The following is a 25,755-nucleotide window of genomic DNA, read 5'->3' as shown; positions in this document are numbered from 1 at the left end:
TGTTGGCGTTTGTGGAGATCGCCCATGATGGAGATATCAAGACGAATCCCGTGTTCAACATCTACAAGGAGTGACATTGACTCGCATCGCCATCAATGGTTTCGGTCGCATCGGACGCAGCACCCTGCGCGCGCTGATCGAGCGCGGCAGCGAGCTCGAGGTCGTGGCCATCAACGACCTGGGCCCCGTGGACGATCTCGCTCGGCTGCTGAAGTTCGACACCACCCTCGGGCGCTTCAACCATGACGTCGAGGCCACGGATGATGAGATCGTGATCGACGGCAAGGCCATCAAGGTCTTCGCCGAGAAGGATCCGGCCAAACTGCCCTGGGGTGAGCTCGACATCGACATCGCGCTCGAATCGACCGGCCGCTTCACCAAGGCCGAAAAGGCCAGCGCCCACATCACCGCCGGCGCGAAGAAGGTCCTCGTCTCCGCTCCCTCGAAGGGTGCCGACGTCACCCTCGCCTACGGAGTGAACAACGAGGCGTACAAGCCCGAGCACACCGTTATCTCCAACGCCTCCTGCACCACGAACGCCCTGGCCCCGCTGGCCAAGGTCCTCGACGACCTCGCCGGAATCGAGCAGGGCTTCATGACCACCGTCCACGCCTACACCGGTGACCAGATGGTCCAGGACGGCCCGCACAAGGACCCCCGTCGTGCCCGCGCCGCCGCCGAGAACATGATCCCCACCTCGACAGGTGCGGCCAAGGCCATCGGCCTCGTCCTCCCGCAGCTCGACGGTAAGCTGTCCGGCGATGCCATCCGCGTGCCCGTCCCGGTCGGATCGATCGTCGAGATCAACACGACCGTGTCCCGCGAGGTCACCCGCGACGAGGTGCTCGACGCCTACAAGAAGGCCGCCGAGGGCGAGCTCAAGGGCATCCTCGACTATGAGACCGAGCCCGTCGTCTCCTCCGATATCGTCGGTCAGCCCGCTTCGTCGATCTTCGACTCCGCGCTCACCCGCGTCGTCGGCAACCACGTCAAGGTCGTTGCCTGGTATGACAACGAGTGGGGCTTCTCCAATCGTGTCGTCGACAACCTCGAGTTCATCGGCAAGAACTGACGTTCTCCGCTGATACTCGCCTGATCTTCATCGGCGATATCCGCCGGTGACTTCGAACGTCGCCGAGGTGGTTGCTCGGCGCCGACGGATGCACCTGTGGCCTCGAATCCGCTCCGCGCGGATTCGAGGCCACAGTCGTCGCAACGGAATTCCCGGAAGTCACAAGGGGACTCCCTGGCAGGGCTTCGCCTCACCGAGGAGGCCCTGCGTCTGCGCGCGGCGCTCAGACGTCGTCGGCGCCGGGGGTGCCGCCTTCGTCTTCCCAGCGTTCGATGGCGCGGACCTTTGCGCGGCTGAACTTCAGGCGGATGCCGTAGCCGCCTTCCTTGCCGTCGGGAATGAACCGCGCGCCGTACTGTTCGAGGGCGAGGATGAGTCGACGCTCCTGCTCGGCGGTCAGGTCCGCTGTCCCCTTTTCGTAGTCCTTGAGTTCGGACTTGTCGATCTCAGCTTTGTCTGCCACGTGCTTGGCCGAGACCTGGCAGAGGATCCGCGTTGCGCGCGCCAGGGGGCCGTCGATGATGATCTCTTCTGTGCTCATGGCTCCACCTTGCCAGAGGCCATGATGGCTGCCAAGGACGGGCGACCGGCCTCTTGACCTGATTCGCCGCCGGCGGCGGATTGGGATCGCTGCGCACATCTCAGCCTGGTGCAGTGCGTAGAAGCAGGTGAAACTGCGGACCAATGGTGTTCTATTCATTCCCGAGCAAGTCATGTCAGTGCCGCGGTCTAATGTTCTGTCCACGCATCCGACATCGGAGTCGGAGGTGACGCGTCGCAGGGTGCGGCGCACGACGGAAGGTCAGAACAATGATGATCACGACCAACAGCGTCGCTCGTTTGGCGCAGAGGTGCGGAGAGTTCCTCGGCGACTTCGGCCAGACGATGACACCGAGCTACCCGGCGAGCCTCGCGCTGTGCATCCTCGACGCAATCTATTCGACGGGCTCCCACCCGACGGCGGTGGATAAAGTCGTCGCCCGGTACATCGCCCAGCACGGAGAAGCCCATGGAGCGAAGTCGCTGCGCTACTCGATCGCCGCCGCAGGTGGGGCACGTCCGTGGGCTGAGTTCGAGGCGTGCAACCTCAAACCGGCCAGCACCCGCCCGGGGGCGGTGCTCAAGGCCGAGGTCGTCGACGACGCCACCCGAGTCATGGCCGACTATGGGATCGATGATGTCGGTGATCTGCTTGAAGCGGTTGGCGAGGGAGTCGGCAACGATGCGTTCTCCAACGACGTCTCGAAGGCCTGGCGAGCTCTGCCCAGCCAGAGCTCGGGCATCACGTGGCTCCACCTGCTGATGCTCGCCGGGTGCCCTCAGTTCGAGGTCGACGACAAGGTGGTCGGATACCTCGCCGAGGTGGCCGACCCCGAAGCCGATCTCACCGTCGACTACGTGCACGATGAGATCCACGCAGTCGCCCGCGTGCTCGACACCGGGGTGTCAGCCGTCCGAAGGATCGTCTGGCAGGCTTCGCACGGCCGTATCCTCTCACTGCTCAAGGACGAGGACCTTCTGCCGGCTGACGGTCCGATCGAGGGTCCTGAGACGTCCAGTTCGGTCTGGGAGTTCAGCCCGGAACCGGTGGCGGGCAGGCCCTTCTGAACCGAGTCGAGCAGTGCGCTCGGCTCAGCGACCCACGTTGCGCCGGTGCTGTGCGGCCAGCCGCACCGGCGCGTTCGGGGCGCCGTATCCCTGGTAGTCATTGCGGCGTTCGACCATCTCGAAGAACACCGATCCGATCGTCGAGGTGTAGAAATGGAGGAACTCGCCGCTGCCGTCGCGGTCGTAGAGGATGTTGTTCGCCCGCAGCCGTTCGAGCAGATCGGGGGCGAGATCGAAACGAGCCTCGAGATCCTCGTAGTAGTTCTCGGGAACAGGCAGGAAGTCCAACCCTCGTGAGACCGCGGTCTCTGCGGCCGTGAAGATGTCATCGCAGGCGAGAGCGACGTGCTCGGGGTAGCCACCGGTCGTCGAAGTTTCGGCAGAACGCGGCGCGAGGTTGAGCGGCATGCGGATCGCCCCGTCGGAGCTTGCCATCACCTGCGACCGGACGAGACCCGAGGGGCTGGGCACATCGTTCGAGACCTGAGCGTGGAGCGCGAGAAGAGAGGTGTAGAAGAGCACCGCTTCGTCATAGTGGTGGGCCGGCTGTGCGAGGTTGACGTGGTCGATGGCCGAGCGGCGATCGTCGGGGACGTTTCCGAACTCCTCGGTCCACGTGGGGTCGATGCCGGTTCCGTTGCCGAAGAATACCTCGGACCCGTCGGGAGCGAAGACGCCGCGCAGGATCTCCTCGTCATGGGCCTGGTCGCGGGGGACCTCGGTCGCCTGGAGCAGAATCGCCCGATTGATCGCGGCGTCGGCATCGGCCACGGCGAAGCCGATGCCGTGCAGATGGGTTCCCGATCCGGTGGGTGCGCCAGAGGGCTCGGATTCCACGGGGTCGACACCAGCGGATTCGGTGACGACGATGCGTGCCTGTCCGCGACGCCACAGCTGGACGTGCGGCTTCGTGCGGTGGAATCCGACGAAGCGGAATCCGAGCTGGTGGATCTGCCGGGTCAGCGCCCCGAGGTCGTCGGTGCCGAGCTCGACGTAGTCGACGCCGCGAGGTTCGGCGACCTCGGGCAGTCGCTGCAGGTCGAGACGCACTCGTCCCGCACCGGCGGCTGCAGGAGTGCCGCTGGCCGAACCCGGGTCATTGTCCTCAGACACCTGATCCGCGGTCGCCGCCTCGAGCCACCGCAGGGAACGCAGGCCGTCGACGGCTGTGCGCTGAGTGTCGGCCTGCCGAAAGGAGTCGTTGAAGACTTCGAGCGACACCGGTCCGGAATAACCGGTCCCGGCGACGCGAGCGAGGAAGTCAGTGAGGTCCCATGAGCCTTCGCCAGGGAAGACTCGGTGGTGGCGGGACCAGCTGAGCACGTCCATCGACAGATCCGGGGCGTCGGCGAGCTGGAGGAAGAAGATCTTCTCACCCGGAATCTCGGCAAGGCGCGAGAGGTCCGTGCCGCGCGAGAGGATGTGGAAGCTGTCGAGGCAGGTGCCGATTCGCGGATGGTCGGCGGCCTTGACGAGGTCCCAGGCGCGATCGTATTCGGAGACGAACCCACCCCATGCCAGTGCCTCATAGGCGACATTGATGCCGTATCTCTCAGCCAGATCGCCGAGGCGGCGCAGCTGATCGATGACGACTTCATCATCATCGACGGTTGCGGTGGCGACGTTCGAGCACAGCAGGATCGTGGTCATGCCCATTCGCTTCATCAGCTGGAACTTGGCCTCGGCCCGGGCCAGATTGGCGGCGAACTGCTCCTCCTCGACTCCTTCGAAATCGCGGAAGGGCTGATAGAGGTCAAGACTCAGTCCGAGCTCTGCGGCCAGTTCGGCAATCTTCTCGGGCGAGTTGGGCGAGACGATGAGATCCTGTTCGAAGATCTCGACCCCGTCGAATCCTGCCGTTGCGGCAGCCTGCAGCTTCTCCTCGAGCGTGCCCGACAGGCACACCGTGGCAATCGAAGTTCTCATCGTGACCTTTCCTCATGGACGACATCGATCTCTTCCAGGCTCAGTCCCTTCGTCTCCTTCGCCGTCATGGCGACCAGGCCGACGACGATGCAGACGCCCGCGGTGAACGCGGCGACCGAGACCCAATTCTCTCCTCCGGCGCCGGCGACAGCGGAAGCGAGGACCGGAGCCAGACCGCCGGAGACCGCGAATCCGACCTGTGTGCCCAGTGCCAGACCTGTCACTCGTGCCGTCGTCGGGAACATCTCGGCGTAGAACGAGGGCCAGATGGAATTGGCCAGCGAGTACGCACAGCCGGACATGATGGCGCCGAAGACGAAGATGAGCGGCCAGTTCCCGGCCGAGACCGCACCCAGGTACGGGAACATCATCAGACCCGAGCCGACGGCACCGGTGATGAAGACCGGCTTCCGGCCGAATCGGTCGGAGAGCAGTGCGGCCGCCGGGATCGCGAAGAGGGCGACACCGTTGGCGATGACCGAGACGAGCAGCATGGTCGAACGCTCGAGGCCGACGATCGACGTGGCGAACGACAGCGACCAGACGGTGAAGACCATATTCACGGTGTTGACCATGGCGCACACGGCCACGCGGACGACCGCGGCCTTGTGCCACCGGAAGACCTGCATGAGCGGTGGGTTCTCAACCCGCGACTCCTTGAATGCCGGCGGCTCCTCGAGCCCGCGACGGATGAGCCAGGCTGTGAGCACGACGAGTGCCGACAGCCAGAACGGTACACGCCAACCCCAGCTGAAGAGTGCTTCGTCAGGCAGGAAGGCAGTGAATGGAATGAACACGGCTGTGGCCAGCAGGGTGCCGGCCTGAGTGCCGTGCAAGGTCCAGCTCGTCGTCCACGACCGTTTCTCCTCGTCCGAATGTTCGAGGGAGACTGAGATTGCGCTCGCCTGTTCACCCGAAGCCGACAGGCCCTGGATGATGCGGCAGAGCACGAGCAGGATCGGAGCGAGCATTCCGACCTGGTCATAGGTCGGCAGGCAGCCGACGACGAACGTCGACACGCCCATCATGAACAGAGTGAGCATGAGGACGAACTTGCGACCGAAGCGGTCACCGAGCGGTCCCATGATGAGCGCACCCAGCGGACGCACGACATAGGCGACCCCGACCGTACCCATCGCCAGCAGAATGGCGATCCCCGGTGCGGTGGTCTCGGGGAAGAAAAGAGTGTTGAGCACCAGCGCTGCCGCGGTCCCGTAGACCGCGAAGTCGTAGTACTCCAGGGCCGAACCCGTCCAACTCGACAGGGCCGCGCGCAGCGGTGTCTTCTTCGTGGGGCGAGCTTCCTCGATCGCGTTGCTCATGCTTCCTCGCATTTCTCACTCTCAGGACTTATCAACGGCCTCGGCGCTGTCGCGCGTTCATCGGACCGACACTGCATTGCCATAGTGTGGCAATAATTGTTACATTGTGGTTTACAGTGTGATTGAGATGACATAGCCTGTCAACGTGGAACGCACGAATTCTGCTTTCCGGACTCACGAACCACCCGCACATACTGCCCCAGCACCACCGAACTGCCACAGCAACGCAAGGAGGCGAAGCATGCCGCCCAAGGGCTCGAACTCGGTGACGAAGACCTTCGAGATGCTCGAACTCCTCGGCGAATCACCCGAGGGGATCAGCGCCGCCCAGGCCGCCGAGACGACCGGCTACCCCTTCTCGACCGCTTACCGCCTTCTCGGCGGGCTCGTCGAATCCGGGTATGCCAGCTTCGATGCGCGCACGAAGATCTACACTCTCGGGATGGAGGTCTTCCGCCTCGCGCAGAAGGTCGCGCACCGGCAGGGACTGTCCGGAGCGACGAAGGATCTGCTGCAGGAACTGACGAAGTCCACCGGCGAATCGAGCATCCTCGCCATCCGCCGCGGCAATGCCGCACTGACCGTGCTCACCGTCGACGGTCCGCAGTTCCGCACGACTACCGACCCCGGAGACGAATCTCCGCTGCATACCTCGGCGATCGGTCAGGCTCTGCTCGCCCATGATCCGCATGTCGATGCCACGGTCGACGCGCTCGACCTCGTCGCTCGCACCCCGAACTCGATCACCGATCCGGCGCAGATGCACACACGCCTCGAACAGATACGCGCCGACGGCTGGGCGGGACAGTCCGAAGAGAACGACATCGGCATGAACGCCCTGGCTGTGCCCGTATTCGACCTCGACGGCCGTCTGCTGGCCTCACTGGCGCTAGCCGCGCCGGTCTTCCGCCGCAGTCTCGACGAACTGGTCGCGCTCGTCCCCCAGCTGACCGAGACCGCGGCCTCCATCGCAGCCCGATTCCCGAGGTGACCATGCCCGCAACCACTGCCGAAGCTGCACCTGACCCAATGACTCCCCGGCCCGAAATCCTCGTCCTCAACGGACCCAACCTCAACCTCCTCGGGGAACGCGAACCGGAGATCTACGGCCGCACCACGCTGGCCGATATCGAGGCCATGTGTGCCGACACCGCCGCCGAGGCGGGGCTGAGCGTTCGCTGCATCCAGAGCAACCATGAGGGTGGGCTCATCGATGCCGTCCATGCGGCCCGGCGCTCCACGGTCGGTGCGATCATCAACGCCGGAGCGTACACGCACACCTCCCTGGCCCTGCACGATGCGCTGAAATCCTATGACCACCCGATCATCGAGGTGCATCTGAGCAACCCGCATGCGCGGGAAGCCGTGCGCCACCACTCCTACCTCTCACCCGTGGCCGCAGCCGTCATCGCCGGAGCCGGTGCAAGAGGCTACGTCCACGCGGTCGAGATCCTCATCGACTACCTCACGAACGCGAAAGCGAGACTATGACCTCATCCCTCCTCCTCGGCCTCATCGGCGACGGCATCTCCGCCTCCCGCACCCCGCGGATGCACGAGAACGAAGGTGCCGCACATTCCATCCCCACGATCTACCGCACCATCGACATCAGCAGCCCCCGCCTCGCCGAGGCGACACTGACGGAGCTGCTCACCGCAGCGATCCGCCTCGGCTTCGACGGGCTCAACATCACCCACCCGTTCAAGCAGCAGGTCATCGGCCTCCTCGATGAGGTCGATCCCGTGGCCGCGCGCATCAATTCGGTCAACACCGTCGTCATCGACAGCGCCGGACGGACGACGGGATACAACACCGATGTCACCGGTTTCGCCGCCGGATTCCGTGCCGGACTGGACGGTGCGGCCACCGAGGAGGTCGTGCAGATCGGTGCGGGCGGTGCCGGGCGTGCGGTCGGGTTCGCCCTCGCCGAACTCGGGATCGGCGACCTCATCATCGCTGACACCGATGTGCAGCGTGCCGAAGGACTTGCCGCGGACATCGTCGAAACGTCATCGGTCGGAACCCGGGCGCGAGCGATCGGGCTCGATGAGCTGGAAGGGGCGGCCGCCTCGGCACAGGGGATCGTCAACGCCACCCCGGTGGGGATGAAGGCGTATCCGGGTACCCCTGTCGACACCTCGGTGTTCGGGTCGGAGACCTGGGTGGCCGACGTCGTGTACTTCCCACTCGAGACGCAGCTGCTCGCGGAAGCCAGGGCCAAGGGGTGTCGCACGCTCGACGGATCGGGGATGGCGGTCAATCAGGCCATCGACGCGTTCGAACTCTTCAGCGGACAGAAGGCCGACCCGCAGCGCATGCGCGAGACCTTCCTGTCCTTCGGTTCCTGATCCGAGGCCCCTGACTGGGATCCGAAGCGGCTTTCGGTCGGGTGCAAACGGTCAGTTCTCGGAGGTGCCGCCTGCAGCTTCGGCCTTCTTCTGCTTGCGGTACTCCTTGAAGAAGCTGATGGCGAAGATGCCGACGATCAGGGCCAGGGTCAGCCACAGGGCGTACTTGTCGATGACCTTGAGGATGTCGACGGCGGCCTCACCGAGCTGATAGCCCAGGAATGTCCAGATGAGCGTGAAGATGAGGCAGCCGAGGAGGTCGGCAACGAGGAACAGCGACAACCGCATCCGCGTCCACCCGGCGACGAGGTAGACGAGGGTGCCCGGGATTCCCGGGCAGCGCGAGATCAGCGTCATGAGGAACAGCGCCCAGTTCGGGATCTTCTTCAGCTGGTTGATGCGTTTGAGCTGGCGTTCGTTCTGCGCGAAGAGCCGCAGCACACCGTCGCCCCACCGGCGCCCGGCCAGCCAGAACGCCCAATCGAGTTTGGCCATGCCGACGAAGCCGGCGACGATGACCAGCCACAGCGGGATCTCACCGACCCGGGCATAGGCGGCGGCAGCGACGATCGAGGTCTTCGCGCCGTTGATGAATTCCTGGACGACCGGGACATTGACGAGCATCCACGGTCGCAGCGGCATGAGGCCGAGGTAGATGAGCGGGACGCCGATGATGATGAACAGCAGCAGCTTGTCGAGGCCGGCCGCCTTGCCCTGCCAGGGTTTGATCGCCGCCCACGGATTCTCCTTGGCCTCGGACTCGGAGGTGGCATCCGGCTCAGTGGTTGCGGAACCGTCTGCCTGCGCGGAACCATCGTCCGGCTCGGTGGACTCGGGCGTCGTCGATGAGGGGTCTGCGGATACGGGCTCAGCCTGGTCGCGGTCCGCGCGATCGTCGCTCATCGGTGGGCTCCTGCGGGTCGTCGTGGCGGTCGGCGCTTACGGTATCACAGGCGCCCGAACACTCCACCTAAGAAGACTCTCATCGCCTCCGGCTCGACTTTGCCGCAGGCCTTGGGCAATGTGGACGGTATGGGTGGACGATCGAAGATCATCGGCTGGATTGTGGCCGGTCTCGTCGTCATGCTCGCACTGCTGACCGTGCTCATCGTGCGCAACACCACCCAAACGGACCCGCCGGATCTCAGCCCGGTGGAAGTCACTCCCGAACCGACGGAGACGTCCAAGACGTCGGATGCAGACGCCGACAGCTCTGCCGACGAAGACTCGACTGGCGCCTCCGGTGCCGGCGCCTCCGCTGCCGAGGACTCAGGTGCCGCGGGCTCCGGAGGCGAGGATTCGCGAGAACCTGAGGAGATCGAGCACTCCTACGAACCGGTGCCCAACCCGCCTCGCGAAGTCCCCGACGACGATGATGACGGGGACGACGACGGCGACGATGATGATGACCGGGACGACGACGGCGACGAGGACGATGACGGGGACGACGATGACGACTGAACGGCGCGTCGGGCTGACCGTTCAGAACCGGCTGACCATCACCGTCGCCGCGCTGTCCGTGCTCACGCTCTCCATCGTCGGCCTCATCCTCTACACCGTGGAGTCGAACAACGTCTCCAGCCGGACCACCGCCTCGATGTCCCAAGAGGTCGACGAGATGCGGACGTTCTCCGAGAACGGGATCGATCCGCAGACCGGCAGACCATTCGCCTCCGTCGATGAGATCCTCAGCAATTTCCTCGCCCAGAACAGGCCGGACGAGGACGAGGTGCTGTTCGCGTTCCTCACCGACGGCCGCGTGCTCTATCAGGGTGAACCGAAGGACCTCCTCGGCAGTTCGAGCGACTTCGAGAAGGCCGTCGCCGGGGCGGCCGAGAAAGGCGGGGAGATCCGCCTGACCGTCGGTGACGTCGAATACGAAGGCTTCGTCCTGTCCATCGCCGGCACCGAGGCGGGAGCGGGCACGGCCACGGACACCCAGACCGCGCCCACCGATTCGACGTCCCGGACGAAGGGCGTCGGCGAGGTGGCGGGCGGAGCGGCCGCGACGAACGGGGCGGGAGCCTTCGTCGTCGTCCACAACGTCTCGGCCAGCCATGCCGACCTCGTGCAGATCATGCAGATCTATGTCGTCGTCGCGCTCGCCGCCACTCTGCTCATCGCCGGACTCTCCTCACTTCTGGCGCGCCGGCTGCTGTCACCGGTGACCGAGCTGAGGCAGACCGCGCAGTCGATCTCCGGCGGTGATCTCAGCAGTCGTCTGGAGACGAAGGGCCATGACGACATCGCCGAACTCGGGCACACCTTCAACGAGATGCTCGATCGCCTCGAGGCGGCTTTCGAAGCTCAGCGGCGCTTCCTCGACGACGTCGGGCACGAGCTGCGCACTCCACTGACCATCCTCGGCGGTCACCTCGAGACGATGAACGCCGAGGACGTCGGAGACGTCGAGGAGACTCGGGCGATGCTCCTCGACGAGACGGATCGGATGGGCCGCCTCGTCGAAGAGCTCCTCCTGCTGGCTCGTGCCCGACGCCCTGATTTCGTGCGTTTCGCGGAGGTGGACCTCAGCGGGGTCGTGTCCGATTCCCTGGCGAAGGCCAAAGGACTGGGCCACCGGGAATGGGGCCTCGAGGTGCCCGAATCGCTGAGCTTCCGCGGGGATCGACAGCGCCTGACGCAGGCGCTTCTGCAGCTGGCGTCCAATGCCGTCGAACACACCGAGGACGGTCAGAAGATCGTCTTCGGTGCCCGGGACGACGCCGAATCCGTGCACATCTGGGTCCGCGACCAAGGCAAGGGGGTGCCCGACGAGATCGCCGAGGATATCTTCGACCGTTTCTGCCGCGGGTCGACCGACGGGGCCGGGTTCGGGTTGGGACTGTCGATCATCTCCGCCATCGCCGAGGCGCACGGAGGCACGGTCGTGCTCGACCGGACCACCATCGGTGCACAGTTCCGCATGATCCTGCCGAAAGGACAGAAGTGAAGAGCATTCTCGTGATCGAGGACGAGGCGCGGATCTCCGCCTTCATCTCGAAGGGCCTGACCGCCGCCGGGTTCAGTCCTCAGACCGCCGCCGACGGCCTCACCGGGCGAGATCTGGCATTGACGGGAGACTTCGCGCTCGTCATCCTCGACATCGGTCTGCCCGTCCTCGACGGCTTCACCGTACTCGGACAGCTGCGTGAGCGGCGGCCCGAACTGCCGGTGCTCGTGCTCACCGCCCGGGACAACCCGGACGACACGATCTACGCTCTCGAGTCCGGGGCGGTCGACTATATGATCAAGCCCTTCCGGTTCGCGGAGCTGCTGGCTCGCGTTCGCCTGCGGCTCAAGGAGAGCCCGCAGGAGCAGGAGGTCACGGAGCTCATCCGCGATGAGGTGCGCATCGATCTGCTCAAGAGGCAGGTGTGGGTCAGAGACCGTCTCGTCGAACTCTCGGCTCGGGAACTGTCTTTGGCCGAGATCCTGTTGCGCAATCGCGGCAACGTCCTCTCACGTGAACAGCTGCTCTCTCACGTGTGGGGATTCGACTTCGACCCCGGCTCGAACGTCGTCGACGTCTATATCGGGTACCTGCGCAAGAAGCTCGGCTCCGATTTCGTCACTACGGTCCGCGGCTTCGGGTACCGCGTGGACTGAACCTAAGATCTTTCTCATCCGCGTCTTAACCTCATCTTAATCACAGCCGACAGGCTGAGATGTATGAGACGACGATTGAGAATCGCACTGTTCTCCCACGACTCGCTGGGACTGGGCCACATCCGCCGCAACAGGGCTCTGGCCTTTGCCCTGGCCCGGGACCTGCCGGCATTGACCGGCCGGGAGGTCTCCGGTCTGCTCATCGCCAGCAGTCCTGAGGCCACGCGATTCGACCTGCCGGATGGGTGGGACTGGGTGATCCTGCCCGGAGTCACCCCCGCCCCCGGCGGCTACGTGCCTCGGGCGCTCGCCTCCTCGATGCAGGGCCTGCGGGCACTGCGGGCGGCGGCGATTTCGGCGATCCTCGATCAGCAGCGACCTGAGCTCTTCATCGTCGACCGGCATCCCTTCGGCATCGGCGGCGAGCTCGCCGAGGCCATCGACCAGGTCCGCGGCTACGGCTGCCGTACGGTCCTCGGGCTGCGCGAAGTCCTCGACACCCCGTCCGTCATCGCTGCCGAATGGGAGAAGGTCGGCGGGCCCGCACGCGTGGCCGAATCCTTCGACGAAGTCTGGATCTACGGTGACCCGGACGTCTACGATCCCCGGTCCACAGGCGAAGTGCCAGCGACCTTGGCGGTCAAGGCCGTGACCACCGGCTACCTGTCACAGGACCGCCCCGATGACGGCGGCGTTCTGGCGGCGGGCACCGTGGCTGCGAGTCGCCTGACGGCAGACGTCGAGACGGCAGGGGGCGGAACCCAGCGCGTCGTTCTCACCTGCCTCGGCGGGGGATCCGACGGTGGCAGCCTCGCCTCGATCGCTGTGGACGCCGAACCGCCCGATGGCCACCGTCACCTCGTCGTCACCGGTCCGCAGATGGACACCGAGGAGTTCGAACGACTGCGTGCGCGTGCCGGTGCGGCCACTGCTGTCATCCGTCACTGCGATGACATCCCCGGACTCGTGGCCTCCGCCGAGGCGGTCGTGTGCATGGGCGGCTACAACACTCTGGCCGAAGTCATGGCCACCGATACCCCTGCTCTTGTCGTCCCCCGCAAGGGACACCGGGCCGAACAGCCCAGGCGGGCATTCGCCCTCGCCGCAGTCGGAGCGGTCGACGCTCTGACGATCGACAGCCTCGACGCCGATGTGCTCAGCGAATGGTTCGCCGGCCGGGTCGGGCGACCCACAGACCGCTCCCATATCGATCTCACGGGACTGGCCAACGTTCCCAGCCTGGCAGCCGAACTCATCGCTGATGTCCGCGCAGAGGCAACGGCACTCGGATCCGAAACCGCACCGACGCCGACAACCGCACCGGCGTCAACATCTGCGACGGCGACCGCGGCCGCCGGCACAGCACCGTCCGCCCGTCTGCCCATCACCCTGGAGGAGACCAGCCATGCTGTCTGAACAGACACCAAACCTTTCAACACCGGCCACACCGACACCGCGTCCACCGGCAGCCCCGACCGCTCCACCGGAAAGACATCCCGGCCGCCGCGCCTACGTGCTCAAGATGTACCCGCGGTTCTCCGAGACCTTCATCGTCTCCGAGATCCTCGCCCGCGAAGCCGCCGGAGAGGACCTCGTCATCTTCTCCCTCCGCCCGAGCACGGACACCCGCTTCCACCCCGAACTCGCCCGCGTCCGCGCCGAGGTCATCCACATCGACCGGCCCTCGAGTGCCCGCAGCTTCTGGCAGTCTTTCGCCGAGGCGGCAGCGGAACCGCGCGTGGCCGCGGCAGTGCCGGACCACCTCGGCGAACTTATGGAACTTGGCCACGATGATGCGATCCAAGCCCTCACCCTCGCCCGGTTGGCCCTCGACCACGAGGTCACCCACCTGCACGCGCACTTCGCGTCGGTGTCGACGACCGTGACTCGGGCCGCCTCGGCGCTGACGGGGATTCCCTACTCCTTCACCACGCATGCGAAGGACATCTTCCACGAGGATGTCGTGCTCACCGATCTGGCCCGCAAGACCGCGGACGCCGACCATGTCATCGCGATCAGCGATTACAACCGCCGCTACCTGTCGCGGGTGCTCGGCCCCGAGCTGGCCGACCGGATCGTCGTCGTGCGCAACGGCCTCGAAATCGACCGCTTCCCCTACCGGCCCAAGCAGGGCGCGACGGGAGACATGCCCGCGCTGCTGGCCGTCGGCCGCCTCGTCGAGAAGAAGGGATTCGCCCACCTCTTCGACGCGCTCGCCCGCCTCCGGGCCGAAGGCATGAGCTGCCGTCTGGACCTCGTGGGCACCGGCCCCCTCGAGGAGGTGCTGCGGTCCCGGTCCCACACACTCGGACTCGACGACCTCGTCACCTTCCACGGAGCGCTGACCCAGGCCGAGGTCCGCGACATGCTCACCGACCATGACATCCTCGTCTCCCCGTTCGTCATCGGCTCCGACGGCAACGCCGACGGCCTGCCCACCGTGCTGCTCGAGGGCATGGCCACAGGAATTCCCTGCATCGCCGGGGCCGTCACCGCCGTGCCCGAGGTCATCGACCACGGCCGGACCGGGTGGCTCGTCGACGGCACCGATGAGCAGAGCATCGCCTCCACCATCGCCGAGGTGGCCGCCGCCCTCCGCACGGATCCCGCCGGTATCCGTGCCGTCACCGATGCCGCCCGTGACCGGGTGTGCCGCCTGCACGACTCGGCCGTCCAGGCCGGGCAGCTCGCGAGCCTGGCCGACGCTGCGGCGGTGCCTGGGGCGGTCCCTGCCGTTCCGACAGTCCGTGAAATGGAGTCAGTGTCATGAGAATCGCCTATGTCCTTCTCGACCCCGGCATCGGAGTCTTCGGCACGAAAGGTGCCAGCGTCCACGTCCAGGAGGTCGTGCGCACCTTCCGAGCACTCGGCCATGAGGTCAGCGTCTTCTGCACCCGCACCGATGACGACGTGCCCTCCGACCTCGCCGACCTCGATATCACCCGACTCGAGGTGCCGCGCGGTCTCGACCGCTCCCAGCGTGAGATCGCACTGCTGCGACTCTCCGACATGCTCGCCGACCTGGTCACGGACACGGTGGCCGCCTCGGGGCAGGGGTTCGACCTCGTCTACGAACGGTATTCGCTGTTCTCCACGGCCGGTGCTCGGATCAGCCAGCGCCTCGACGTGCCTTTGATCATGGAGGTCAATGCGCCTCTGCTGGAGGAGCAGCGGACCCATCGCGGACTCGTCCACGCCGAACACGCCGCCCGTGCCACGGCGGTGAGTTTTGCCGGAGCCGAGCGCATCGTGTGCGTGAGCGAACTCGTCGCCGACTGGGTCCGCACCGACTACCCCGGCCTCGACGACGTGAGCGTCGTCCCGAACGGAGTGAACACGGAACGGATCACCCGACGGCCAGATCACGACCGCGTCGGCGGAGAAGGAATCGGGACACCCAGCGGTGACGCGATGTGTGAGGACCGCCTCGGTGGGGAACCTCCGAGTGTTCACGGTCCGGTGCAGATCGGGTTCGTCGGCACGCTCAAACCGTGGCACGGCACGGATCGGCTCATCGCCGCCTGCGCCGGACTTGTCGGGGACTTCCGCGTCGACATCGTCGGCCATGGCCCCGAGTCCGAGGCGCTCGAGAACCAGGTGCGCTCGCTCGGGTTGGGTGGGCGAGTGCGCTTCCACGGAGCGCTGGCACCCGAAGCCGTGCCGGAGGCGCTGCGCGAATTCGATATCGCTGTCGCCCCGTACCCGGCAGGGGAGAACTACTTCTCACCGCTCAAGGTCTACGAATACCTGGCCGCCGGACTGCCCGTCGTTGCATCGAGGGTCGGGGCGATCCCCGGCGTGCTCGCAGGAACCGGAGCCGCGATCCTCACCGACCCGGCCGACACCGCGGACCTCACCCGGGCCCTGCAGAGACTCATCGACGACGCCGAACTGCGCACGACGATGGGAGCACGCGCTCGCGTCGAGGCCCTGACCAACCACTCCTGGATGCGTCGATGCCAACAGATCCTCGCGCCGGTGACGGGAGCCGCCGGCGTCGGCACTAGTGCCGCACCCGTCGACAGGGGATCTGGCAGATCGGGACGGCGCCCCGCCTCGGCGGTGATCTCATGAGCGGCAAGAAGCTCACGGCGTCCGCGCTGCGGCGGACCCTGCGGATCATCCGCCCGCACCTGCGTCGGCACACGTGGCTGATCATCGGCGGGATGGCCGCACTGCTGGCCGACGTCGTCTTCCGCATCCTCGAACCGTGGCCGATCAAGATCGCCGTCGACGCCGTCACCGCGGCCCTGGGCGCCCAGATCGCCCCGACGTTCGGCCTCGACGCCGGAGTAGGTACGACTCTTGCGGTCGTGGCCATCGGCATGGCCGTCATCGTCGGCGGACGGGCAGCGGCGAACTACGCCTCGACGATCTGCTTCGCTCTCGTCGGTGCCCGTGTGGCCACCCGACTGCGCTCACGCGTGTTCGATCATGTCCAATCCCTGTCGCTGCGCTACCACTCGAAGGCCTCGATCGGAGACACCTCACAGCGACTCGTCGGTGACATCGGACGGCTGCAGGAAGTCGCCGTCACCGCAGGGCTGCCGCTGGTCGGCAACGTGATCACCCTCGCCGTCCTGCTCGTAGTCATGGTCGTCCTCGACCCCGTGCTCAGCGCCATCGTGCTCGTCACCGCCGCGGTCTACGGACTGCTGTCGAAGGTGGCGACCCCGAAGATCACGAAGGCCTCCCGGTCCACCCGCAAGGGCGAGGGCCGCCTGGTCGGATCCGCCGCCGAGGCGCTCGGTGCCATCCGCGTCGTCCAGGCCTATGGACTCGAGAAGACCGTGGCCCGCGACTTCGCCGATGGCAACGAACGCGCACTCAAAGCGGGAGTGAGGGCACGTCGCCTGGCCGCCGGGCTCGAGCGCTCCACGGATGTCCTCGTCGGCATCTCGCAGGCCCTCGTTCTCGCCTTCGGCGGGTGGCAGGTGCTGCGCGGGGCGATGTCCCCGGGCGACCTCGTCCTCTTCCTCCTCTATTTGAAGATCGCGATGAAGCCGCTGCGGGACATGGCCAAGTACACCGGCCGGATCGCGCGCGCGGCCGCCTCGGGGGAGAGGATCGCCGACCTCCTCGACGAACCCGTCGAGATCGCCGACGCCCCCGACGCCGTGTCGATGGGCCCGGTCTGCGGTGACGTCGTCTTCAACCGCATCACCTCGACCGATGGGCATGGCAGGCCCCTGTTCGACGAACTCGACCTGCTCATTCCGGCAGGACAGAAGGTCGGTATCCTCGGTGCCTCCGGAGCCGGAAAGTCGACCCTGATGAGCTACCTGCTGCGGCTGTCGCAGCCGGACTCCGGATCGATCTACCTCGACGGCTACGACACCCACAACGTCACCCGCGCCTCCCTGCGGCAGAACGTCTCCGTCCTCCTCCAGGAGTCCGTGCTCTTCGCCGCGAGCGTGCGCGAGAACATTCGCTACGGTCGGCTCGACGCCACCGACGCCGAGGTGGTCGCCGCCGCCCGTGCGGCCCGTGCCGATGAGTTCATCCGCTCTCTTCCCGACGGCTACGACACCGAGCTCGGCACACGAGGGGACACTCTCTCCGGCGGGCAGCGGCAGCGTTTGGCCATCGCCCGCGCCCTCGTCCGCCACGCCCCGGTCGTCGTCTTCGACGAAGCGACGACAGGACTCGATCCGCAGACCCGCGCCGAGGTGGCCGATTCAGTGTCCGCGCTGACGACGGGCCGCACGAGCATCGTCATCAGCCACGACGTGGCGATGATCCGCGGACTCGACCGCGTGGTGTGGCTCGAGGACGGGCGGATCGTCGAGGACGGAACACCGAGCGAGCTGGCCGCAGCCGCGGACTCGCGCTTCTCCCGGTGGATCCGTTCGCAGGCCGACGAAGCCGACAGCGTGCCGAACTGGTCCGTGAAGGCGGCGCCACGTCCGTCCGAACCGCCCACCGTCGGCAGCGCCCCCACCTATGCAGGAGCTTCATCATGACCGTCTCGATTTCCGACCCGGTGAACAACGTCGTGGACCAGCGATTCTCCCTGCTGCCCTATATCGACGAACTGCGATCGGCAGACGGTCTCTCCCGACGCCTCGGTTTTGCGGTCCGGCCCCGGCGTATCCGCGTCAAACCTGGTCAGAGCGCCATCGTCGCGTGGCAGCGGGAGGAGCCCGGTCACCTCGGCGAATTCGATGGTTGGGGATTCACCGCGGTGTTGACGAGCCCGGACAAGCTCGCCAACGCTCGGCGGCGGGCCGCCCGGCACGGGCAGGAGCTGATCGTCCACGCGGCTGCCGACCCGCGTTCGGCAGGTGCGACCGGTGCCGTGCTGGTCACCGGCGGTGTGCTGGCCGACCCCAGGATCGGCAAGCACGCCGCACGGACACTCGGCCACCTCGGCGGGGATCTGCGGATCATCGGATACAACCCCGCCAGGCGGCTGCTGCTCAAACACACCCCGGCCGATGGGGCGCCGGAATTCGTGCGGATCGCCGCCGACTCCCAGATCCACCTCGCCGAGGCGGCCGACCGTTGGCAGCGCACGCAGCTGCCGAGCTTGCCGGTCGAGTTCGTCGGCGGAAGTGAGACCGCCACGCGTTCGCCGTGGTGGGGGACCGGCGACCTGAGCGATCGACCGGATCCGAACGTCGCCGAAGAGGTCGGCGTGATCATCGCCGAACTGCACAGAAGCGGTGTGCCGGAGACCGACGGAGAACCGGCAGAGAATGTAAGCGCTTCGGCGAAGGCGGACCGCTCGCTCGCCTCTCCGCTCGACCAACTCGAGACCATCAGCCGGTCGCTGGTTCGTCTGCTCCCGGAACGAGAGGCGGACATCGCCGGCTTGCTCTCAGAACTGCGCCGACGCCTCGGGCCGAGCCGGGAACTGCGGGAGATCCACGGGGACCTCAGCCCCGACCAGGTGCTTCTGGCGAATTCCGAGTGCCGGATCATCGACCTGGATCGGTCAGGGTATGGGCCGATCGGGATGGATCTGGGGCGGTGGATCGCGGCCTGCCGCATCGATTCCCGGTTGCACGAGCTCGAGCGACCCTTCATCGACGGCTACCGTTCCGCCGGCGGCGAGGCGACCGACCTGGGCGTATGGACGGCGTGGGCGATGCTCGTGGCCGGACTGGAACCCTGGCGCGGCTGCTCCGAGAGCTGGAGGGACGAGACGATGCGAATCATCGACCTCGCGGGCTCCGCTCTGGAACGGAACGCCCCGACGACGGAGGTCGCACCATGGCCGTGACGAATCAGACCGTGACGAAGCCGATTGCGGCGACTAGGGCTGCAGCGAAGTGGGGCGGAGCCCTGCACATCCCCGACGCAGTCACAATCGACGGACAGGACTGGAACGTGCGCCGAGCCTGGCCCGCAGGAGACAGTCGAATCGCGTGGGAGGCTTCTCTTCCTGGCCAGGGGATCCGGGTCGGCTATCTCGACGAACGCGGCGTGACTGTCCTCGACGCTGACCGTGACCCGAAGTTGCCGGGTCTTGCCAGGCTGCTCGAGGACGGAGGCCGGTTGGTCTCCCATCGGCCGGGCAGACGCGCCGTCGTCCGCCTGCGCGACGGCAGCTTCGCCAAATGCGTGCGCGACGGAAAGGCCTCCAACGTCATCGCGGGACAACGCCGAGCGGTTGGGTTCCTTCCCGGTTTCGCCCTCCCGCAGGTGCTCAGTTCGGATTCTTCGACCGTCGTGCTCAGCGTGGTGCCCGGAGTCGAACTCCACGATCCGGCCGAACTCGGCGAAGAGTGGTCACGCGCCTGGGCCGAGTCCCTCGACGCCTGGGCTCAGGCAAAGGCACATCCGACCAATACCGTGCCAGCGACTGCGCCGAAACTGTCGACCGCGATGCCGTTTCATGGGGCCGCGGACGAAGTGAAGGTCCTCCATTTATGGCGTGAGCGCGCCCGTCCCCTGCTCGAAACCGCGCGGACTGCACAAGCGGAGACTCTGCTCGCCGACGTGGACGAACTCATCGCAGAGGTCGCGGCCGAACTCGACGAGGGGGCCGCCTCGGCGAGGGATGGATCGATCGGGCTCATCCACCGGGATCTGCACGATAAGCAGATCATGTGGGACCCGGTCTCCGGGCCGGGGCTGCTCGACGTCGATACGGCGTGCCGGGGTGAGTGGGCGCTCGACCTCGGCAACCTCCGCGCGCATGCCCGGTGGCGCACCGAGCAGGGACTGTGGACCCCCGCCGAGGCGGCCGCGGTCATCGATGAGATCGCCCGGGTCGTCTCGGCGGTGGGGATCGAACCGGCCAGGGTGAGTGTGTACGAACGAGCCACCCTCATTCGGCTCGCCTGCGTCTACGCTTTCCGCCCCGCGTGGAGCGACCGGATCGGATGGCTGCTCGAGGCGGCGCGCTAGATCTCACTCCGCGGTGCTGCGGCGAGCATCTCCCCAGATATCGACACCGGAATCGACGGCGAATTCATCGATTGCCGTGAGTTCTTCATCGCTCAACGGTGCCGCATCGAGAGCCGCGACATTGTGCTCGAGCTGTTCGACACGGCTTGCCCCGATGACCAGCGAGGACACTCGCTCATCTCGCAGCGCCCAGGCCAGGGCGAGCTGTGCCAACGACTGACCGCGCGCGGCGGCGATGTCGCCCAGCGACCGAATCCGGGCGAGGTTGTCTGCGCTTAGGAACCCGTCCTTGAACGATGGCTTCGCCTTGCCCGCGCGCGAATCTTCGGGCACTCCGCCGAGGTACTTGTCCGTGAGCAGGCCCTGCGCCAGCGGGGAGAAGCAGATGACGCCGAGCCCTTCGTCGTTCGTGGTCTCGAGCAGCCCGTCGTCTTCGATCCACCGGTTGAACATCGAGTACGACGGCTGGTGGATGAGCAGGGGAGTGCCGAGATCGCGGGCGATCTGCGAGGCCCGGGCCGTATCGGCGGCGGAGTATGAGGAGATCCCGGCGTAGAGCGCGCGACCGGAGCGCACGGCCGAGTCGAGCGCGCCGATGGTCTCCTCGAGAGGCGTCGAAGCATCGGGGCGGTGGGAGTAGAAGATGTCGACATAGTCGAGGCCGAGTCGGCGCAGGGACGCATCGAGGCTGGCCAGGAGGTATTTGCGGCTTCCTCCGGGGCCACCGTAAGGGCCGGGGTGCATGTTCCAACCGGCCTTCGTCGAGATGATGAGCTCATCGCGGTAGGGGTGGAGGTCTTCGCGCAGCAGCCGACCGAAGTTCGTCTCCGCCGAGCCCGGGGGAGGACCGTAGTTGTTCGCCAGGTCGAAGTGCGTGATGCCCATGTCGAAGGCGCGACGAACGATATCGCGCTGGTTCTGGAAGGCGACATCGTCGCCGAAGTTGTGCCACAGTCCCAGTGACAACGCAGGCAGGACGAGCCCGGATCGACCGACGGGGCGATAGGTCATCGAGTCGTAGCGGTTCTCGGCGGCTAGGTACACACGGACTCCTGGGCTGAGCGGATGAGGTCGAGTCCCAGCTTACGGGCGAGCGGCCAGCGTGCACACGCAGGCGCGATTGCCGTCGGCGTCGGCGAGGACGGTGAATGACGGTGCCTGAGACTCGTCGACGATCGTGCCTCCGGCGTCGACCGCGGCCCTGATCCGCTCCGGCGCGACCGCCGCGGGAACGGAGACGTCGACGTGCAGACGCTGGTGCGGCACCTCATGTTCCTCGCAGTCCTGGAACCACAGCAGCGGCATCTGTCCGGCAGGGTCGATGACATCGGGTCCGGAGACGTTGCTCGCATCCCCGGTCAGGAGCGCCGCCCAGAACGGGGCGATGGCGTCCTGGTTCGCGGTGTCGAGGCCGAGCTCGAGAAGTGCGGGAATGCTCGGGTCCGACTTCACCCCCGCCGAGGCGGCCGCCTCGCTGATCTGTCCCGCGAGGTTGAGATCACGTTCGGTCACGGCACCGGTGTCGTGGCTGGTCAGGCGGATGTCGACGTGCGGGAACGTCAGGGTGATATCCGGATGGTGGCCGGCCGCCTCGGCGAGGGACCCGATCTCAGCCACGAGATCGAGGCCGGTCGCGAAATCTCCGGTGAGGAAACGGGCGCCGATGCAGCCCGGCAGCCCCTGCCAGTCGCCGAGCCCTTGGGAGTCGAGTGCGTCGAGCAGCTTCTGTCCGGTATATGCAGTCATGGCTTCATGCTAGGGACTTCTCCGTCCTGAGTGAACCCCTCGCGTGCGAACCCCTCGTTCCCGGATCCAGCAGTCAGGGGCGTAACGTTGCCCCGGTGATTGGCTCAACCGCATACCTCGTGACGCTTCTCTTCGCGTCGATCGCGCTGCTCATCCTCCTCATCAACTGGAAGACGAAGCTGCACCCGTTCCTCGCTCTCCTCATCACCTCCGCCGTGACGGCCCTGGCCGCCGGAGAGGAGATCGGCAAGATTCCGGAGACGATCGCCGCCGGAGCCGGCGACACCCTCGGCGAGACCGGTGTCGTCGTCGCCCTCGGAGCGATGCTCGGACGGCTTCTGGCCGACAGCGGAGCCATCCAGCGGATCGCGAACCTCGTCATCGAGCACTCCTCGCCGAAAGCCGCGCCGTGGATCATGACGGGAGTCGCCTTCATCATCGGCATCCCGATGTTCTTCGAGGTCGGGCTCGTCGTCCTCATCCCCGTCATCTACGCGGTCGCCTCGCAGCTGGAGAAGAAGACCGGGCAGAAGAAGCTGTGGTACCTGCGCATCCTCGTTCCCGCGATCGCTGCGCTCGCCTGCCTCCACGGCATGGTTCCGCCCCATCCGGGACCGCTCATCGCCGTGTCCGGACTCGACGCGAACGTCGGAATGACCATCGGCCTCGGACTGGTCTGTGCGATTCCCACCGTCATCCTCGCCGGCCCGGTCTACGCCCGCTGGATCGCCCCACGGGTCAAACTCGAACCGACCGCAGACCTCATCGACCAGTACACCGGAGCCCGCGCCGAGGTGGACCAGAAGGAACTGCGAACGATTCCGGTCTGGCTCGCCTTCGTCACCGTCCTCGTCCCCGTCGTGCTCATGCTCGTGCACACCGTCGTTCAGCTCGTGGCGCCGGAGTCATCGTTCGAACCCATCGCCGAGGTGATCGGCAACCCGATCATCGCCATGCTGGCCGGAGTCATCTTCGCCGCCATCGCACTCGGATGGACCTCGGGAATGGGCGGCGAGCGGATCCGCAGCTCCTTCGGCGACAGCCTCAAGTCGATCGCCGGAGTCATCCTCATCATCGGCGGCGGTGGTGCCTTCAACGAGGTGCTCAAGGACTCGGGCATCGGCGACGCCGTCGTCGGCGCGACCTCTCATCTGGAGATGAATCTCATCCTGCTCGGCTGGTTCATCGGCATCCTGCTGTCGTTCGCCACGGGGTCGGCGACGGTGGGAATCACCTCGGCGACGGGAATCGTCGCACCGCTCATCGGTGATCACTCCGGGGCATACGTGTCTCTGGTCGTCATTGCGATCGGCTCGGGATCGATCGGTCTGAACTGGGTCAACCATGCGGGATTCTGGTTCGTCAAGGAGAGCTTCGGCATGACGATCGGTCAGGCGACCAAGACTCACATGATGGTCCAGACCCTCGTCAGCGTCTTCGGACTGATCTTCGCCTTCCTGCTCTCACTGCTCTTCGTCTGACGGGTCTCCGCCCGCCCGGTCTCCGTCCGCCCGACTTCAGCTCGCCCGGTTTCCGCCATTCAAGCCGGGGCGCGGATATGTCGTGGTCGACGACGCCATGTTCGCGGCCCCGCTTGATCGAGGGGAGGGAGCGCTTGAAAGCGAGGGAACGCTTGATCGAAGGCGCGAGTGAAACGCTGGCCGAGGGGCCGGGCACCACAAAATAGACCAGTGGTCTTGATTTCGCAGTGTGTCCTGTGCCTCAATGGTGGTGTGACGAAATTCCATGCCATCCGCGACCAGCTCCTCGACCGCCTCGAGGACATGGCCGCCGGTGAGCAGTTCCCTCCGGAACGACAGCTCGCCGAGACTCTCGGCATCTCGCGGATGACCCTGCGCCGCGCCATCGACGAACTCGTCGCCAAGGGCATGGTCCGCAGGCGTCACGGCACGGGCGTCTTCGCACTCGGGCCGAAACTCGACCAACCGCTGGCTGCGAGTTCCTTCTCCGAGGATATGCTCGCCCGCGGAATGCGTCCCGGGTCCCATATCCTCAGCTTCGACGTCGCCGAGGCGGGCGCGCACATCGCTCGTCGACTCCACATCTCCGAAGACGACGACGTCATCGCGATCCTGCGCCTGCGCCTGGCCGATGACGAACCGATCGCTCTCGAAGAACTCCACGTCCCCTCGGCTCTCGTCCCGGGGCTGAGCCCAGGCGACCTCGAGGACCAGTCCTTCTACGAACTGCTGCGCCGAAATTTCGGCATCCGCCTCAACCACAGCGTGCAGACGATCGAACCGACCCTCCTCGACGCCGGCGAGGCTCAACACCTCGGCGTCGAAGAGCTCTCACCGGCGCTGCTGTTCGAACGCATCTCCCGCGGTGCCGATGACCGCCCCTTCGAGTTCGTCCGCTCGGTCTACAGAGGCGACCGGTACAAGGTCCGCACCGAACTAACCGTCCCCGCCCCGGCGGCATCCGGAGCCGCCCCCACCGACACCGCTCCCACCACAGTTCCCGACCACACAGGAGGAGTGCAGCCATGATCATCGCCGGACTCATGACCGGAACCTCCGCCGACGGCCTCGACCTCGTCATCGCCGAGTTCCGACCCGACCCCATCAGCGACACGGAACCCACCCCCAGCTTCGACCTCGTCGGCGCGGACCCCACCACCCTGACCGTGCGGATCCTCGCCGAACGCGAAACCCCATTCGACGACCGGCTCTCCGCTGACATCCTTCGCCTCCTCGAACCGGCAGATCTGCCGTTGTCACTGGTCAGCAGCGTCGAAGCCCGGCTCGGACGCTTCTGCGCCGACGCCCTGTCCGAACTCTGCACCGACCACGATCTGGCTCCGGACCTCGTCGTCTCCCACGGACAGACCGTCCGCCACGACATCACCGACGGACAGGTCACTTCGACTCTCCAGCTGGGACAGCCGGCCTTCATCGCAGAACGACTCGGTGCGCCCGTCCTCTCCGACGTCCGCTCCCGTGACGTCGCTGCCGGGGGACAGGGCGCCCCGCTCGTCGGGCTGCTCGACTCCCTCCTGCTCTCCGACGCCGAGGCGCCGACCGCGGTGCTCAACCTCGGCGGAATCGCGAACATCACCGTCATCGCACCTGGCCACGATCCCATCGCCTTCGATACCGGCCCGGCCAACGCCCTCATCGACATCCTCGCCCGCCGCATCACCGACGGCCGGCAGGGCTATGACCGCGACGGTGCGCTCGCTTCTGCCGGCACCGTCGACGAGGACCTGCTCACCGCGCTCCTCACCGAACCCTTCTACACGCGCCCCGCCCCGAAATCGACGGGCAAGGAACTCTTCCACGCCTCCTACCTCGACTCATACCTCGAATCCCACCCCCACCTCGGCGAGCATGATCAGATCGCCACGGTCACCGCGCTGACCGCGCGCACCATCGCCGAGGCGGTCCGGGAGCACAATGTCACCACCGTCATCGCCTCGGGAGGTGGGACGAGGAATCCAGAGCTGATGCGCCGCCTCGGCGAGGAACTGGGCGAGGGCATCGCTTTCACGAGCACAGATGAGGCCTTCGGGCTGCCGGAAGGCAGCAAGGAAGCGCTGCTCATGGCGCTCCTCGGGTGGCTGAGCTGGCACGGACTCGACGGCACGCAGCCGAGTCTGACCGGGGCGATCGGACCGCGCATCGCGGGCCGGTTCACTCCCGGTGACGGGCCGCTCCGTCTGCCCGAACCCCTCCACCGACGACCCACCCGACTGAGACTGGCTGACTGAGACTGGCCGACTGAACCGCGGCCGCCACCCGCCGCGCCCGCC

The 25,755-nt window shown here is 66.4% G+C and carries 23 protein-coding genes; 17 read left to right on the top strand and 6 right to left on the bottom strand.

Translation table 11 applies throughout. The features are described 5' to 3' along the window. Window positions 1-76: 76 nt before the first annotated feature. Window positions 77-1,072 (top strand): type I glyceraldehyde-3-phosphate dehydrogenase, encoded by a 996-nt coding sequence (gap, locus tag AC3CD9_RS12725; protein ID WP_488364207.1) that lies wholly within the window; start codon window positions 77-79, stop codon window positions 1,070-1,072. A gap of 223 nt (window positions 1,073-1,295) precedes the next feature. Here the strand turns inward: gap and AC3CD9_RS12720 are convergent, their stop codons facing one another. Further along, window positions 1,296-1,613 carry a transcriptional regulator gene (locus AC3CD9_RS12720; protein WP_092010600.1) on the bottom strand — a complete coding sequence of 106 codons (318 nt, stop codon included), beginning with the start codon at window positions 1,611-1,613 and terminating at the stop codon, window positions 1,296-1,298. A 269-nt stretch (window positions 1,614-1,882) separates the two neighbouring features. On the opposite strand from AC3CD9_RS12720, the gene AC3CD9_RS12715 reads away from it, so the two are divergent. Beyond that, the gene (locus AC3CD9_RS12715) at window positions 1,883-2,680 is read left to right on the top strand and encodes a hypothetical protein (RefSeq protein WP_488364206.1); all 798 of its coding nucleotides are present in this window, start codon (window positions 1,883-1,885) and stop codon (window positions 2,678-2,680) included. A gap of 24 nt (window positions 2,681-2,704) precedes the next feature. On the opposite strand, the gene AC3CD9_RS12710 is transcribed toward AC3CD9_RS12715, so the two are convergent. Together AC3CD9_RS12710 and AC3CD9_RS12705 are read right to left on the bottom strand one after the other, a co-directional pair. After that, window positions 2,705-4,606 carry a bifunctional sugar phosphate isomerase/epimerase/4-hydroxyphenylpyruvate dioxygenase family protein gene (locus AC3CD9_RS12710; protein WP_488364205.1) on the bottom strand — a complete coding sequence of 634 codons (1,902 nt, stop codon included), beginning with the start codon at window positions 4,604-4,606 and terminating at the stop codon, window positions 2,705-2,707. Continuing rightward, window positions 4,603-5,928 carry an MFS transporter gene (locus AC3CD9_RS12705; RefSeq protein WP_488364204.1) on the bottom strand — a complete coding sequence of 442 codons (1,326 nt, stop codon included), beginning with the start codon at window positions 5,926-5,928 and terminating at the stop codon, window positions 4,603-4,605. Before AC3CD9_RS12705 ends, AC3CD9_RS12710 begins: the two co-directional genes overlap by 4 nt. Window positions 5,929-6,169: 241 nt before the next feature. On the opposite strand from AC3CD9_RS12705, the gene AC3CD9_RS12700 reads away from it, so the two are divergent. The 3 genes from AC3CD9_RS12700 to AC3CD9_RS12690 are packed head-to-tail and all read left to right on the top strand — an operon-like array spanning window position 6,170 to window position 8,276. Further along, window positions 6,170-6,919 (top strand): IclR family transcriptional regulator, encoded by a 750-nt coding sequence (locus AC3CD9_RS12700; protein ID WP_488364203.1) that lies wholly within the window; start codon window positions 6,170-6,172, stop codon window positions 6,917-6,919. 2 nt (window positions 6,920-6,921) lie between these two features. Beyond that, the gene (aroQ, locus tag AC3CD9_RS12695) at window positions 6,922-7,419 is read left to right on the top strand and encodes a type II 3-dehydroquinate dehydratase (RefSeq protein ID WP_488364202.1); all 498 of its coding nucleotides are present in this window, start codon (window positions 6,922-6,924) and stop codon (window positions 7,417-7,419) included. After that, window positions 7,416-8,276 (top strand): shikimate dehydrogenase, encoded by an 861-nt coding sequence (locus AC3CD9_RS12690; protein ID WP_488364201.1) that lies wholly within the window; start codon window positions 7,416-7,418, stop codon window positions 8,274-8,276. The genes aroQ and AC3CD9_RS12690 overlap by 4 nt, the downstream gene beginning before the upstream one ends. Window positions 8,277-8,327: 51 nt before the next feature. On the opposite strand, the gene AC3CD9_RS12685 is transcribed toward AC3CD9_RS12690, so the two are convergent. Then, window positions 8,328-9,179, bottom strand: a complete 852-nt coding sequence (locus tag AC3CD9_RS12685; protein WP_488364200.1) for a DedA family protein — start codon at window positions 9,177-9,179, stop codon at window positions 8,328-8,330. Between the two features lie 129 nt (window positions 9,180-9,308). On the opposite strand from AC3CD9_RS12685, the gene AC3CD9_RS12680 reads away from it, so the two are divergent. The 9 genes from AC3CD9_RS12680 (at window position 9,309) to AC3CD9_RS12640 (ending at window position 20,237) form a co-directional block, all read left to right on the top strand. Then, window positions 9,309-9,737: a hypothetical protein gene (locus AC3CD9_RS12680; RefSeq protein ID WP_488364199.1), complete on the top strand. Its 429-nt coding sequence runs from the start codon at window positions 9,309-9,311 to the stop codon at window positions 9,735-9,737. Continuing rightward, window positions 9,727-11,226 carry a sensor histidine kinase gene (locus AC3CD9_RS12675; RefSeq protein ID WP_488364198.1) on the top strand — a complete coding sequence of 500 codons (1,500 nt, stop codon included), beginning with the start codon at window positions 9,727-9,729 and terminating at the stop codon, window positions 11,224-11,226. Before AC3CD9_RS12680 ends, AC3CD9_RS12675 begins: the two co-directional genes overlap by 11 nt. After that, window positions 11,223-11,882, top strand: coding sequence for a response regulator transcription factor (locus AC3CD9_RS12670; RefSeq protein ID WP_488364197.1), 660 nt, complete (start codon window positions 11,223-11,225; stop codon window positions 11,880-11,882). The genes AC3CD9_RS12675 and AC3CD9_RS12670 overlap by 4 nt, the downstream gene beginning before the upstream one ends. 75 nt (window positions 11,883-11,957) lie before the next feature. Next, on the top strand, window positions 11,958-13,298 hold the full coding sequence (locus AC3CD9_RS12665) for a glycosyltransferase family protein (protein ID WP_488364196.1): 1,341 nt from the start codon (window positions 11,958-11,960) through the stop codon (window positions 13,296-13,298). Between the two features lie 106 nt (window positions 13,299-13,404). Further along, window positions 13,405-14,652 carry a glycosyltransferase family 4 protein gene (locus AC3CD9_RS12660; protein ID WP_488367550.1) on the top strand — a complete coding sequence of 416 codons (1,248 nt, stop codon included), beginning with the start codon at window positions 13,405-13,407 and terminating at the stop codon, window positions 14,650-14,652. Continuing rightward, window positions 14,649-15,956, top strand: a complete 1,308-nt coding sequence (locus AC3CD9_RS12655; RefSeq protein ID WP_488364195.1) for a glycosyltransferase family 4 protein — start codon at window positions 14,649-14,651, stop codon at window positions 15,954-15,956. The genes AC3CD9_RS12660 and AC3CD9_RS12655 overlap by 4 nt, the downstream gene beginning before the upstream one ends. Further along, on the top strand, window positions 15,953-17,845 hold the full coding sequence (locus AC3CD9_RS12650; protein WP_488364194.1) for an ABC transporter ATP-binding protein: 1,893 nt from the start codon (window positions 15,953-15,955) through the stop codon (window positions 17,843-17,845). Before AC3CD9_RS12655 ends, AC3CD9_RS12650 begins: the two co-directional genes overlap by 4 nt. Beyond that, window positions 17,842-19,107: a phosphotransferase family protein gene (locus AC3CD9_RS12645; RefSeq protein WP_488364193.1), complete on the top strand. Its 1,266-nt coding sequence runs from the start codon at window positions 17,842-17,844 to the stop codon at window positions 19,105-19,107. The genes AC3CD9_RS12650 and AC3CD9_RS12645 overlap by 4 nt, the downstream gene beginning before the upstream one ends. Next, the gene (locus tag AC3CD9_RS12640) at window positions 19,098-20,237 is read left to right on the top strand and encodes an aminoglycoside phosphotransferase/kinase family protein (RefSeq protein ID WP_488364192.1); all 1,140 of its coding nucleotides are present in this window, start codon (window positions 19,098-19,100) and stop codon (window positions 20,235-20,237) included. Before AC3CD9_RS12645 ends, AC3CD9_RS12640 begins: the two co-directional genes overlap by 10 nt. A 3-nt stretch (window positions 20,238-20,240) precedes the next feature. Here the strand turns inward: AC3CD9_RS12640 and mgrA are convergent, their stop codons facing one another. Both mgrA and AC3CD9_RS12630 read right to left on the bottom strand, forming a co-directional pair. After that, a complete protein-coding gene (mgrA, locus tag AC3CD9_RS12635; protein WP_488364190.1) occupies window positions 20,241-21,281 on the bottom strand; it encodes an L-glyceraldehyde 3-phosphate reductase in 1,041 nt (346 codons plus the stop codon). A 39-nt stretch (window positions 21,282-21,320) separates the two neighbouring features. Further along, on the bottom strand, window positions 21,321-21,983 hold the full coding sequence (locus tag AC3CD9_RS12630) for a VOC family protein (protein ID WP_488364189.1): 663 nt from the start codon (window positions 21,981-21,983) through the stop codon (window positions 21,321-21,323). Window positions 21,984-22,078: 95 nt separating this feature from the next. Here AC3CD9_RS12630 and AC3CD9_RS12625 point away from each other — a divergent pair, with 95 nt between their 5' ends. From AC3CD9_RS12625 to AC3CD9_RS12615, 3 genes are all read left to right on the top strand, one after another. Continuing rightward, the gene (locus AC3CD9_RS12625) at window positions 22,079-23,464 is read left to right on the top strand and encodes a GntP family permease (protein ID WP_488364188.1); all 1,386 of its coding nucleotides are present in this window, start codon (window positions 22,079-22,081) and stop codon (window positions 23,462-23,464) included. 252 nt (window positions 23,465-23,716) lie between these two features. Beyond that, window positions 23,717-24,493 carry a GntR family transcriptional regulator gene (locus tag AC3CD9_RS12620; RefSeq protein WP_488364187.1) on the top strand — a complete coding sequence of 259 codons (777 nt, stop codon included), beginning with the start codon at window positions 23,717-23,719 and terminating at the stop codon, window positions 24,491-24,493. Further along, complete coding sequence (locus AC3CD9_RS12615; protein WP_488364186.1) at window positions 24,490-25,713, top strand: anhydro-N-acetylmuramic acid kinase; 1,224 nt, start codon at window positions 24,490-24,492, stop codon at window positions 25,711-25,713. Before AC3CD9_RS12620 ends, AC3CD9_RS12615 begins: the two co-directional genes overlap by 4 nt. Window positions 25,714-25,755 lie beyond the last annotated feature (42 nt).

It is taken from the genome of Brevibacterium sp. MGP-B1, assembly GCF_057766545.1.
This window is presented reverse-complemented; position numbering and strand designations above follow the sequence as displayed.